The 11,560-nt window shown below is 57.1% G+C and carries 12 protein-coding genes; 9 read left to right on the top strand and 3 right to left on the bottom strand.

The genetic code is table 11. The annotated features are described in order from the left end of the window. Positions 1–64 precede the first annotated feature (64 nt). Positions 65–664 (bottom strand): 30S ribosomal protein S4, encoded by a 600-nt coding sequence (gene rpsD, locus FFV09_RS02060; RefSeq protein WP_141446140.1) that lies wholly within the window; start codon positions 662–664, stop codon positions 65–67. Between the two features lie 491 nt (positions 665–1,155). Here rpsD and FFV09_RS02055 point away from each other — a divergent pair, with 491 nt between their 5' ends. The 4 genes from FFV09_RS02055 to FFV09_RS02040 all read left to right on the top strand — a co-directional run bounded on the left by FFV09_RS02055 (position 1,156) and on the right by FFV09_RS02040 (position 5,255). Beyond that, the gene (locus tag FFV09_RS02055; protein ID WP_141446139.1) at positions 1,156–3,135 is read left to right on the top strand and encodes a sensor domain-containing diguanylate cyclase; all 1,980 of its coding nucleotides are present in this window, start codon (positions 1,156–1,158) and stop codon (positions 3,133–3,135) included. Positions 3,136–3,342: 207 nt separating this feature from the next. Beyond that, positions 3,343–4,458 (top strand): aminopeptidase, encoded by a 1,116-nt coding sequence (locus tag FFV09_RS02050; protein WP_141446138.1) that lies wholly within the window; start codon positions 3,343–3,345, stop codon positions 4,456–4,458. Positions 4,459–4,559: 101 nt separating this feature from the next. Continuing rightward, a complete protein-coding gene (locus FFV09_RS02045) occupies positions 4,560–4,805 on the top strand; it encodes an HPr family phosphocarrier protein (protein WP_141446137.1) in 246 nt (81 codons plus the stop codon). A gap of 162 nt (positions 4,806–4,967) precedes the next feature. After that, positions 4,968–5,255, top strand: coding sequence for an Fpa/YlaN family protein (locus tag FFV09_RS02040; protein WP_037289645.1), 288 nt, complete (start codon positions 4,968–4,970; stop codon positions 5,253–5,255). 105 nt (positions 5,256–5,360) lie between these two features. Here the strand turns inward: FFV09_RS02040 and cax are convergent, their stop codons facing one another. Next, the gene (cax, locus tag FFV09_RS02035) at positions 5,361–6,515 is read right to left on the bottom strand and encodes a calcium/proton exchanger (RefSeq protein ID WP_141446136.1); all 1,155 of its coding nucleotides are present in this window, start codon (positions 6,513–6,515) and stop codon (positions 5,361–5,363) included. 203 nt (positions 6,516–6,718) lie between these two features. On the opposite strand from cax, the gene FFV09_RS02030 reads away from it, so the two are divergent. After that, positions 6,719–7,105, top strand: a complete 387-nt coding sequence (locus FFV09_RS02030; RefSeq protein WP_141446135.1) for an Asp23/Gls24 family envelope stress response protein — start codon at positions 6,719–6,721, stop codon at positions 7,103–7,105. A 107-nt stretch (positions 7,106–7,212) separates the two neighbouring features. Here the strand turns inward: FFV09_RS02030 and ftsW are convergent, their stop codons facing one another. Next, entirely contained in the window at positions 7,213–8,487 is a 1,275-nt protein-coding gene (gene ftsW, locus FFV09_RS02025) for a putative lipid II flippase FtsW (protein ID WP_141446134.1), read from the bottom strand. A gap of 264 nt (positions 8,488–8,751) precedes the next feature. Between ftsW and FFV09_RS02020 the strand changes: the two genes are divergently transcribed. The 4 genes from FFV09_RS02020 (at position 8,752) to FFV09_RS02005 (ending at position 11,553) form a co-directional block, all read left to right on the top strand. Further along, positions 8,752–9,921 carry an amidohydrolase gene (locus FFV09_RS02020; protein ID WP_141446133.1) on the top strand — a complete coding sequence of 390 codons (1,170 nt, stop codon included), beginning with the start codon at positions 8,752–8,754 and terminating at the stop codon, positions 9,919–9,921. 156 nt (positions 9,922–10,077) lie between these two features. Further along, positions 10,078–10,515, top strand: a complete 438-nt coding sequence (locus FFV09_RS02015; RefSeq protein ID WP_141446132.1) for a YlbF/YmcA family competence regulator — start codon at positions 10,078–10,080, stop codon at positions 10,513–10,515. 41 nt (positions 10,516–10,556) lie between these two features. Further along, a complete protein-coding gene (locus FFV09_RS02010; protein WP_141450282.1) occupies positions 10,557–10,841 on the top strand; it encodes a YlbG family protein in 285 nt (94 codons plus the stop codon). Positions 10,842–11,115: 274 nt separating this feature from the next. Next, the gene (locus FFV09_RS02005) at positions 11,116–11,553 is read left to right on the top strand and encodes a hypothetical protein (RefSeq protein WP_141446131.1); all 438 of its coding nucleotides are present in this window, start codon (positions 11,116–11,118) and stop codon (positions 11,551–11,553) included. Positions 11,554–11,560: the final 7 nt, after the last annotated feature.

Raw genomic sequence — 11,560 nt, 5'->3', positions numbered from 1 at the left:
GACTTGCGCATAAAAAAATACCCGCAAGCTGCAAAGCTTGCGGGTATTGGGGCCGGACTTCCGATTAACGGTTGTAGAATTCGACGATTTGCTTCTCGTCGATTTCTTGCGACAGTTCGGCACGCTCAGGCAAACGGATGTATTTGCCTTCTTGAGCGGCTTCGTTGTACTCGACGTAAGCAACGAGGTGCGAACGGTTTTCGACAGCTTCTTTGATCGAAGCCATACCGCGGCTTTTCTCGCGAAGACCGATTACGTCGCCGAGGCTTACCGCGTAAGACGCGATGTCGACTTTTTTGCCGTTAACCGTTACGTGGCCGTGAGCAACCAGCTGACGCGCGCCTGCGCGGGAGTTGGCGAAGCCCAGACGGTACACGAGGTTGTCCAGACGGCTTTCCAGCAGGAACATGAAGTTCTCGCCGGCGATGCCTTGCATTTTTTGTGCTTTTGCGAACAGCGTGCGGAACTGCTTCTCGCCCAGGCCGTACATGTGGCGCAGCTTTTGCTTTTCTTGGAGCTGCATGCCGTAGTTGCTTTGTTTTCTGCGTTGGTTAGCGCCGTGCTGACCCGGAGGGAAGTTGCGCTTGAGATCTTTGCCGTTACCGCTCAGGGAAATACCGAGGCGGCGGCTGAGTTTGAATTTTGGGCCTGTATAACGTGCCATATTGGAAAAACTCCTTTGTCATGTGTAATGGCCGGGGAACCGTGTGCGCCGTATTTTGTTTCGCGTACGCAGGCCGGAGACGTTCTTCTCTATATAGAGAGAAACGAATCAACGTACTCATATCGGGAGAGTTCAGCCGCTGTCCCGATAGCAACAAAACGCGTGAGGGTGACGCACCGTTACACCCGGATACGTAGGTATCCGGCGTTCATACATCACTAAATTCTAAAGGATAACTCTTTAACCGTCAAGCTTAAAAAGCAAATAAATCCACACTATTTTCAAACAAAAAAAGGCTTGAGCCGAAAGACCCAATAAAAGGCGGAAATTCAAGAAAAATAGGATGCAAAACTGGGGCGAAAAGAGTAGTATAGGAGGAAGGTATTTGGAAGAAGCGAATAGGCCCGGCTTTTGCATGCGCTACGTATTCGGTTTGCGGAACCCGGGCTTTGCAATGCGGCAGGTATTGTTTTCGGCAAAGGAGAGAAATTATGTCCGAGCACGCAGGGAAGAACCCGGTGGAAGAAATTCGGCGCGACGAGGTCGGAGAAGCGCTGTTTCCCGTCGTATCCCGCGGCGACCAGTCGTTCTGGATTCAGTCCGTGGATATAGGCACGGCCGATTTCCCTTATATAGAACCTTTGCTCAAAGAAAGTTTTGCCGAATGGCAGGCCCAGAGCGCCGGATCGGCGCCGGGAGCGGAATGGTTTTTGTTCAGTCACGAAGGCGAAGCGGCCGCGGGCAGTCCCGAGCTGATTCTCCGTCTCAAGGAACAATCGGAGCATGCCGGCTGGATGTCGCTTGCGCGCCGGGAACCGGTGCAGGTGTCCGGCGATCGCCATCAAGGCGCCTATATGCGGGAACAAGCCTGTTTTGCCGTTCCGGTGTTTACGCGCAGCGGCGGCGAAGTGTTCGCCGTGCTCGGCTGCGCGGTACCGCAAAACGAAGCCGCCGGCATGCTGCGGGTCGTCGAAATGGCGGCCGCCCATTTTCGGACATGCTTTTACCAGCGGCTGGAGTATTCGTTCATCTACGACACGCTGTACACGCGGCAGGCCGGAGCGTCGGAGCTTGGCGGGGATTCGGCACTGTTTCGCATGGTTCGCAGGCTGTACGACAAATTTAACGTCGACGGCGTGCTGGAGGAACTGCTGCGCATCGTGCTCGTTCTGCATCCCGCCGCCCGCTGCAAGCTGCTCATGACCCAGGATTACCAGAGTTCGAATCCGCAGCTGCAGGCGTTTTTGCTCAATCAGCACGACTCGGACATTTGCACCAAAGCGTTCATGAAAGGCAGCGTGGAAGTGGCCCGTATTCCCGCGCCGAACTATTCGGAGCGGATCGAAGCGGCGCTCCCGCTTGCCGGGCATCAGGGCATTTACGGCGTGTTTCATTTTACGCTCGATTTCCCGCCCGACCGGCTCGATACGCGCCTGCTCGGCATGATCGCGGATACCGCGGGCAAAGCGTTCGAGAACGCCAAGCTGTACGAACAGTCGAATCTGCTCATCCGGGAACTGCTGCTGATCAACGAATTGACCAAGCGGCTTAACCAGAATCTCCAGCTCAGCGACGTGTTTTCTTTTGCGATTCAGGAATTGGTCGGCATCTTCCGCGCGGAGTACTGCTGCATCATCAAGGACAATCCGGCGGAGCAGCGCTTCGACGTCGTGGCCTGCAGCCTGCCCGAGCTTGAAGGCGCCTCGTTCAGCCGGGATTACGGCTTCGGGGGCACGGTGCTTCGCACCCAGGAACCGCTGATTATCTCGGACTACCTGGAATCGGATATGCCGTCGCGCTTCATGGAGCTGGTCGAAGCGCGTTCGATGATCGCCGCTCCGCTGATCTCCAACGGCAAGGCAATGGGCGCGGTGCTGCTGGCCCAGCGGGAACACCATTATTTTTCGTACGAAAATTTCAAGCTGCTGCAAATGCTGTCGACGCATATCGGCCTCGCCGTCAGCAACGCGACGCTGCATGCCGAGCTTCAGCGCATGGCCAACCGCGACGCGCTGACCGGCCTGCACGTGCGGCGGCATCTGGACGAGCGCATTCATGCGCATCAGCTCGAAGGGTCCAAAGGTTCGCTGCTCGTAATCGATATCGACCGCTTCAAGCAGGTGAACGATACGTACGGCCACCAGATCGGCGATTCCATTCTCCAACAGGTGAGCGGCATCGTCGTGCATTCGATCCGCGAGACCGACGTTTCGGCGCGCTGGGGAGGCGAGGAACTCGCCGTGTACTTCCCCGAGACGGCGCTTGAAGAAGCGCTGATCGTGGCCGAGCGGATTCGCTGTACGGTGGAAGAAGAGACCCGGCCGGGCGTGACCGTATCTTGCGGCGTCGCCGAATGGGCGCGCGAAGATGCGACGATCAGCGTCGAGTCGCTGTTCTACCGGGCGGACATGGCGTTGTATCAAGCCAAGAACAGCGGCCGCAACCGGATTCGCACCGCCGTGGCCGAATAAAGTTTCCGGCTCCATGCACGAAAATGTCCCGTACGGCTGCCGCCGCTCGGGGCTTTTTTGTGCCGAAAAGAAAACGAGCGCGATGACTTCAAGCGGGGGAAGTGCTACAATGGGAGTGCTATCGGCGGCGCTTTTGTTGACCGTCGTTCAATTCAAGCGGGCTGCGGGTGTTACGCCCGTCCCCGATCCCCGGGAGGAACAGACAGCATGCGTGATCCTAGAGTACAGAAATTGGCGAAAACGCTGGCGGGCTATTCCGTCAACGTCCAGCCCGGAGAGAACATCCTGGTCGAGATGATCGGCCCCGAACGCGACCTGCTTCAGGCGGTGGTCGAAGAGATCAGCGCTTTGGGCGGCAACCCGTTCGTGCAGCTGACGGACAAAAGGGTGCAGCGCACGCTGCTCATGAACGCGACCGAAGAGATGATCCGCACGTGGGCGGATACGGACCTGAACCGGATGAAGCAGATGCAGGGCTATATCGGAATCCGCTCGGGCGAAAACGTCAACGAATTGGCGGACGTGCCGGAAGAGAAGATGAAGATGTACAACGCGCTCTACAACCATCCGGTCCATAGCGAGCAGCGCGTCAAGCGCACCAAGTGGGTCGTCATGCGTTATCCGAGCGCCAGCATGGCCCAGTTGGCCAATATGAGCACGCAGGCGTTCGAAGACTTCTACTTCGACGTATGCAACCTCGATTACGCCAAAATGGACCGCGCGCAGGATTCCCTGCAGAAGCTCATGAACGAGACGTCGAACGTCCGCATCGTCGGGCCGGGCACGGACCTGAGCTTCTCGATCGAGAACATCCCCGCGATCAAATGTTCCGGTACGGCGAACATTCCGGACGGCGAGGTGTATACGGCGCCGGTACGCAATTCCGTCAACGGAACGATTGCCTATAACGCGGCAAGCGTCTATAATGGCATCACGTTCGAGAACGTCACGTTCCGCTTCGAGAACGGCCGTATCGTGGAAGCGACCGCGAACGACACGGACAAGCTGAACAACATTCTCGACTCGGACGAAGGGGCACGCCATATCGGCGAGTTCGCGATCGGATTCAATCCGTATATCCTGACCCCGATGAAGGACACGCTGTTCGACGAGAAGATCGCGGGCAGCCTGCATTTTACGCCGGGACAAGCGTACGAAGTGGCCGACAACGGCAACCGTTCGTCGATCCATTGGGATCTTGTGCTGATCCAGCGGCCGGAGTACGGCGGCGGCGAAATTTATTTCGACGACCGTTTGATCCGCAAAGACGGCATCTTTGTCGTGCCCGAACTGGAATGCCTTAATCCTGAAAATTTGAAGTAAGTTTCAAAAGTGTGGAAAACGGTTGATAAGAAAGCGGATACAAGTTATCATGAAACATGTGAGAACCAAGCATTCATTCAGATTTGGACGGAGGGATACAAATGGCCAAGAACAACGCAGCAGTTGTCGAAATCGCGCAGACCGCATCCCGCTTCTCTTCTTCGATCGTTCTGCAGGCAGAGAACAAGTACATCGACGTTAAGAGCATCCTCGGACTGTTCACGACTCTCGTGAGCAACCAACAGTATGAGCTTCACGTAATCGGCCCCGACGCCGAAGAAGCCAAGGCGGCAATGATCGAAGTGTTCGAGAGACACGGACTGAACGTCGTCATCGCTCCGGAATAATTCAAGCGAGCGACAAGCCGGGCACCGCACTTCCTAACGGATGCGGTGCTTTTCCGCGTGCTCGTTTACATTTTGTTAGCCGCTTCTTGTATTACCTTTTAAATTCGTCTAATATTAGAGTAGAAACGCCGGCCACACTTTCAGGCATAGGGGGGAGAAAATATGACTTCATCTGATGTGCAAGAGCAATTTCAAATCAAGGCAGCCAATCTTCTTCAAGAAGATGCAGATAAAATCGAGAAGTTGATAGAAGTACAGATGGAGAATCTGGCGACCCGCTACTGTCCTCTCTATGAGGAAGTGCTGGATACGCAAATGTACGGGTTTTCCAGACAGGTCGATTTTGCGATTCGGGCGGGCCTCGTCGGCGAGTCCGAAGGCAAGCAGATCGTAAGCAAGCTGGAACGCAATTTGGCGGTTCTCTACGAAGCCCTGAACAACAAGGAATAGCGGACCTGCCGCCCCTTTCGGGCTTCGACATAACAAAAGCGCGCACGGAGCTTTCGCTCCGTACGCGCTTTTTTTTGCGTCCTGCCAAGTTCTTGCGCCAAGTGCTTAATGGACCATGAAGAACGACACGCCGAGAATAATATAGACGGCGATCAGCAGCAGGCCTTCGTACCAGTTGGTCTCGCCGTCCTGAATGATGGACTTGGCGACGAACACGGATACGGCGATCGCGACGATCTCGATCGTCGAGAACACGATATTCATCGTGCCGCTCAGGCCGCCCATGAAGAAGCTGATAAAGATCAGCACCGGCGCGACGAACAGCGAAATTTGCAGGCTGCTGCCGACGGCGATTTCGACCGACGTGCCGATCTTGTTCTTCATCGCGAGCATGATCGCGGCGCTGTGCTCGGCGGCGTTGCCGACGATCGCGACGACGAAAGCACCGACGAACAATTCGCTCAGCCCGAACTGCGTCGTGAACGTCTCAAGCGTGCCGACGAGCCATTCGCTGACGAACGCTACCATGACGGTCGCGACGACGAGGTACAAAATGGAACGCTTTTTCGACCAGGCCGGCGCATGTTCGTCAGGCTCGCCGGCATGCGGCGCGGAAGCCGGAGCTGCCTGGGCGCTGCCTGCCGGAAGACCGCTTCCGACCGTGGCCGCCGAAGCGGCAGGCGATTCCGAAGGTTCGGACAGATACTCTTTGTGCGTGATCATCGAGAAGACGAGCCACGCGAGATAAGCGGCGATCAGGATGCCCGCCACGATCAGACTCAGCGTATTGATCTGGAGCCCTTCGATCGAATGGGTGTTGAGGAATACGGCCGGCACGAACAGCGCGATAACGGCTACGATCATCAGCGATCCGTTCATGCCCGCAAGCGGCACGTTGAAGCGCTGCACCTTGAACTTCACGCCGCCCGCGAACAGGCTGAGACCCAGCACGAGCAGCAGGTTGCCGATGATCGAGCCGGTCAGGCTCGCTTTGACCATGTCGAACAATCCTTCTTTGACGAGCAGGATGGCGATAATCAATTCGGCCGCGTTGCCGAACGTCGCGTTCAGGAAGCCGCCGAGCCTCTGCCCGGCGTAATGGGCGACGCTTTCGGTGGCGCGTCCGAGAAATCCGGCCACGAAAATGACCGAGATCGCGGAAAGCACGAACTCGAGCGTCGAATTCCAATGCAGCAGATGTCCGGCCGCGCTGAGCAGGAACGTGACGATCAAGAGGATGGGGGACAGCATTTTTTTCATACGATCAGGCCTCCGTTGAGAAATTCGGCTTCATTCGTTCAGTTATGTAAAGATGAAGATAAGAAGTCCATTCTCAATATACGCCACTTCGGGCATCCTTGAAACGATTTACCGATCACGGAGCGAAAAAAAGACAAAATCGGCATTTGCGCTGCAAGGGGGTTAGCCCTTAAAATAGAGGTATGAAGTAAGGAGGGATGGTCATGTCCGAACAAGTTCAACTGGACAATGGGAATGTACGAATCGCAAACGAGGTCGTAGCCAAAATAGCGGGAATGGCCGCGCTCGAAACGCCGGGAATCGCTGCGATGTCCGGCGGATTGTCGGAAGGCTGGGCCAAGCGTCTGAGCGGGAAAAACGTGCAAAAAGGCGTCATCGTCGAAGTCGGCCAGCTGGAGACGGCGATCGACCTGCGCATTATCGTGCTGTACGAGACGCCGATTCACGAAGTCTGCCGCATGCTGCAGCAAAACGTGCGCGAAGCGGTGGAGAACATGACCGGCCTGAAAGTGATCGAAGTCAACGTCAAAGTCGAAGGCGTCGCCTTCAAAGACGACATTTCGATCGAAGAGCCGTCCCGCATTCGATAAAGCGAGCTGCGGCGCACGCGGCCGATCCGCCGCGCCGCACGCAAAAAGGTTCTCCCGGACATACCGGGAGAACCTTTTTTGTCGTGCGGCAACTTGGCCTTCGCGCATCAGCGGGAACGGTACAATGCTGGGCGGCGTTCCGATAAGCTGACCGTCTCGGTCGTCTGTCCTTTGACGGCCGGCGCGGCTTTTTTGGAATCGCGCGAGATGCTGAGCAGGATGCCCATGCTGAACAGCGTGATCAGCAGCGACGTGCCGCCGTGGCTGATAAACGGCAGCGTGACGCCGGTCAGCGGAATCGTGTTCGTGACGCCGCCGATATTGACGAATGCCTGGATACCGATCAGCCCGACGATGCCGACGCCGGTCAGCGTGCCGAAAATGTCCGGGCAGCGCAGCGAAATGAGCAGTCCTCTCCACAGGAAGTAGAGGTAGAGCAGCAGGAACGCGGCCGTGCCGATAAAGCCGAATTCTTCGCCGATAATGGCGAAAATGAAGTCGTTGTGCGGGTTGGACAGGTAGGACAATTTCTGCACGCTTTGTCCGTAGCCCGCGCCGGTCGCCCCGCCTTCGCCGATCGCGATCAGCGAGTTCAGCAGGTTCTGCGTCGACCCTTTCGGATCGGCGAACGGATCGAGGTAAGCTTCGATCCGGTCGGCTTTGTAGCTGGAGCTTGCGCTGGCTTCATCCGCGCTTTTGGGTGTCAGCAGCTCCCGTCCGCCGAGGAACAGCGCGAGTACCGTGACGAGGATCAGCGCCGATCCGAGCAGATGCTTGACGCTGGCCCCGCCGGCATAAATGACGAGCATGCAGGCGGAGACGAGCACGAGGCAGGAGCCCAGGTCCGGCTGCAGCATGACGAGTCCGGCGATGACCGCGACGATGACGATGACCGGCATGAAGCCGGAACGCAGGTCGCGGAAACGGTCGCCTTTTTTGGAGATGAGCGCCGCCAGATACAGAATCGTGCTGATCTTCGCCAGTTCGGTCGGCTGAAGCGTGAGCGGGCCAATCCTGATCCAACTGTGCGCCCCGTTGATCGCGGGCGTGAACAGCACGACGATCAGCAGCAGGAAGGTCAGTAGGAACAGCGGAACGAACAATCGCTTGAAATTTTTGTACGGGATATTCATGACGACCAGCATGACGACGATGCCGAGCAGCGCGTATTGAAACTGGGGCAGCGCAAAATAAAACGGATCGTTGTCGAATTTACTGCCCAGCAGCGTAAAGCTGGAACTGGCGCTGAAGACCATCAGCAGGCCGAAGCCGGTCAGGATCAGGGTCAGGATCAAAAGTTGAAAATCGGGCGGCGCTTTGGGCGATCTTGTCTGCGTCTTGGTGCCGGTACGGCCTGTCCCATTCTTTTTTACTGTGCTCATGTAAGTTCAATCCTTCGGCGGACGCTGCAAGAGCGCCGTTTATGTGTGCAAAGAGTCGGGCAAGGCGCAAGGCCGGCTGCGGTGTTCGAACAGGCGTCAAAACTTCATCTTTCATCATAGTCGCTTTGAAAGGGAGGTGCAAGACCTCTCATAACGATGGGCTTCGCTTTTGTTTTTTGCTACAATGACGAACAGGCGGGACAAGCAGGCGGTCCCCATTTATAAACGGGCGAGCTTGAGGCCACACGGAAAGGACCTGAAAAGATGAACGAAACGGTGGAACACGGATTCGCGGAGATGGTGGAATGGCGCAGGCACCTGCACCGCCATCCGGAATTGTCTTATAAGGAACAGGAAACGGCGGACTTCGTCGCCGGCAAGCTGGAGGCGTTCGGGGTCGAAGTCCGGCGCGATCTCGGCGGGCACGGACTGATCGGCACGGTGCGGGGCGCGCTGCCGGGGCGCACTGTGGCGCTGCGCGCGGACATGGACGCGCTGCCGATCGAAGAAGAAGGCGGCGCGGACTACGCGTCGACGCGCAGCGGCGTCATGCACGCCTGCGGCCATGACGGGCATACGGCGGCGCTGCTCGGCGTCGCGCGCTATTTCGCGCAGCGCCGCGCGGCGCTGCGCGGGGAAGTGCGGCTGCTGTTCCAGGCTTCCGAGGAAGTGTGCCCGGGCGGCGCCAGGCCGCTGATCGAGCACGGCGCGCTGGATGGCGTGGACGCGGTATACGGCGTGCATCTGTGGACGCCGCTTCCGGTCGGAACGGTCGCGTCGACCGGGGGACCGATGATGGCGTCAACAGACGAATTTTTTATCGACATTACGGGACGCGGCGGCCACGGCGGCATGCCGCACGAGACGGTGGACAGCATCGTCGCCGCTTCGGCGCTCGTCATGCAGCTGCAGACGGTCGTCAGCCGTTCGGTCGATCCGCTGCGGCCCGCGGTGCTCAGTATCGGAACGATCAACGGCGGCTTCGCGCAGAACGTCGTGGCGGAGAAGACGCGGATCACCGGCACGGTGCGCACGTTCGACGAAGCGACGAGAGCGCTGATTCGCCGGCGGATCGAAGACATGAGCCGGCAGGTGGCCGAGACGTACGGCGCTTCGGCGGAAGTGGATTATTTGGTCGGGTATCCGGCCCTTGTGAACCACGAGTCCGAAGCGGAGCGGTTTTTCCGGGTTGCACCCGCGGCGCTGCCCGGCTTTGCGGTCGAAAAGGCGGTTCCGCTCATGCCGGCCGAAGATTTCGCCTATTACGTACGCGAGCGTCCGGGCTGCTTCATGCTCGTCGGAGCGGGCAATACCGAAAAGGGATTCGTGTATCCGCATCATCACCCGAAATTCGATTTCGACGAATCGGCGATGAAAGCGTCGGCTGCCCTGCTGATCGCTATGGCCGAATCGGCGCTGGCCGACGAATCGTAAACAAACGGCGGATTCGGCGAGTTCGGGAGAGACTTTTTGTAACTCATCCTCTTCTGTTAAAGGCTTACATCCTGTACGGGGTTATGCTATGATATTCGTACCTGCCCTTCCCGGGTGGGAACGGGCAGAGTTTGCGTATAGAAGCGAGATGACCTAATGAGCGTATCGGAGATTGAGACAGTCGACATGGCCCGCGTGCTCATGAACGCATATGATTTGGGCGATATGATCAACGGTTCCGTCGAAGTTGCTGATTATTTATATTGGCGCGAACGGATGCAGGAGCATCCCGAAGTGCGGCGGCTCATCGTGGAGTTGAACGCCAGAAAAGAATTGTTCGAAGAAACGCAGCGGTTCGGGCATTTCCATCCGAACTACCACGCGGCAAAAGAAGAAGTCGAACAAGTGGAGCGGGCGATGGAAGAGATCGAAGCCGTAGCCCGGTTCCAGGCCGCCGAAAAAGCGCTGGACGATCTGCTCTTTGAAATGTCGGAGACGATCGCGTATTCCGTGTCTTCGAGCATCAAGGTGCCGGGCAACAACCCGCTGCCGAAATCCGGCTGCGGAAGCGGCGGCTCGTGCGGCTGCGGCTGAGAAGCGGTACCGTTTTATTTACAGAAAGAAGGTGCAGCATGATGGTTCCCGAACGAATCGGCTATATCGTATGGGTCAACGACCTCAAAGCGGCACGCAATTTGGAGAAGTACGGAACGCTCCATTACGTATCGCGCCGGATGCATTACGCCGTCGTCTACCTCAACGCCGACCGGGCGGAGGAGACGGCCAAACATATGCGGAGACTCTCTTATGTGCGCAAGATCGAAAGATCGCATCGCACAGACCTCAAGACGGATTACGGCAGCAAGATTCCGGAAGAGCTGGAGACGGACCTTCCCGATTCCGAAGCGTTGACGAGCTGAGTACGGGCTCCGCGCGCAGGCAAAAAGAAAAAGCGGCCCCAAGCGGGCCGCTTCTTCTATAGCTTGTATCCAAAGCTGGTCTCCGATTCATTGGCTTTTTTTGAATCGCTTGTATAAATTAGAGGCATGATGTAGTATACCGGGTATATATACATAGATATAAAGACCTACGGCCTATCCGGCCGACTCTTCGGCTGCCTGAACCCCGGTTAAGCCGAAGCTTGCCGGATAGGTCCAAAACAGACCAAGTCGAGTCTCTGGAGAGTGATAAACGGTGCGGGATAAGGCGACGGAACGATGGAGCACTTACGAACCTTTTTTCATCGCTCTCGGTGACAAAAAGGTGGCGGATATCGTCATTACGAATCATGCCAAAGGCCGCTACGGCGATCGCGTGGACAGCGGGCATGAAGATGCGGAAGAGATCGCGGCCTGGTTGTGGGAATGTCTCCAGACCGAGCGGATCGTTCCGTATTATCGCAAAGAAGAAGACGTCTACCTGATCGACGACGACATCGTCATGGTGGCGGAATTCGGCGAGCTGACCGGACCTTATCCGGTCGAAAGCGGACCGCTGCACAAGATGATCGTAGTGACTTTTCTGGGCCGAATGTCGGAAACTATCGAACTGCGCGATTTGAAATCGTACTATTCGTGGCTGCGGCATTCGCGAAGAATGACGTTGATGAAGAACAACCGCAAGAAACGGTAGCGCGCCC

Source organism: Saccharibacillus brassicae, from assembly GCF_006542275.1.
GTDB classification, from domain to species: domain Bacteria; phylum Bacillota; class Bacilli; order Paenibacillales; family Paenibacillaceae; genus Saccharibacillus; species Saccharibacillus brassicae.
The sequence above is the reverse complement of the archived record's forward strand: the minus strand, read 5'-3'. Positions and strand labels throughout refer to the sequence as shown.

Excerpts from the sequence above, each read along its gene's own strand:
- rpsD (WP_141446140.1), bottom strand. The coding sequence starts at position 664 with ATGGCACGTTATACAGGCCCAAAATTCAAACTCAGCCGCCGCCTCGGT.
- FFV09_RS02055 (WP_141446139.1), top strand. The coding sequence starts at position 1,156 with ATGTCCGAGCACGCAGGGAAGAACCCGGTGGAAGAAATTCGGCGCGAC.
- FFV09_RS02050 (WP_141446138.1), top strand. The coding sequence starts at position 3,343 with ATGCGTGATCCTAGAGTACAGAAATTGGCGAAAACGCTGGCGGGCTAT.
- FFV09_RS02045 (WP_141446137.1), top strand. The coding sequence starts at position 4,560 with ATGGCCAAGAACAACGCAGCAGTTGTCGAAATCGCGCAGACCGCATCC.
- FFV09_RS02040 (WP_037289645.1), top strand. The coding sequence starts at position 4,968 with ATGACTTCATCTGATGTGCAAGAGCAATTTCAAATCAAGGCAGCCAAT.
- cax (WP_141446136.1), bottom strand. The coding sequence starts at position 6,515 with ATGAAAAAAATGCTGTCCCCCATCCTCTTGATCGTCACGTTCCTGCTC.
- FFV09_RS02030 (WP_141446135.1), top strand. The coding sequence starts at position 6,719 with ATGTCCGAACAAGTTCAACTGGACAATGGGAATGTACGAATCGCAAAC.
- ftsW (WP_141446134.1), bottom strand. The coding sequence starts at position 8,487 with ATGAGCACAGTAAAAAAGAATGGGACAGGCCGTACCGGCACCAAGACG.
- FFV09_RS02020 (WP_141446133.1), top strand. The coding sequence starts at position 8,752 with ATGAACGAAACGGTGGAACACGGATTCGCGGAGATGGTGGAATGGCGC.
- FFV09_RS02015 (WP_141446132.1), top strand. The coding sequence starts at position 10,078 with ATGAGCGTATCGGAGATTGAGACAGTCGACATGGCCCGCGTGCTCATG.
- FFV09_RS02010 (WP_141450282.1), top strand. The coding sequence starts at position 10,557 with ATGGTTCCCGAACGAATCGGCTATATCGTATGGGTCAACGACCTCAAA.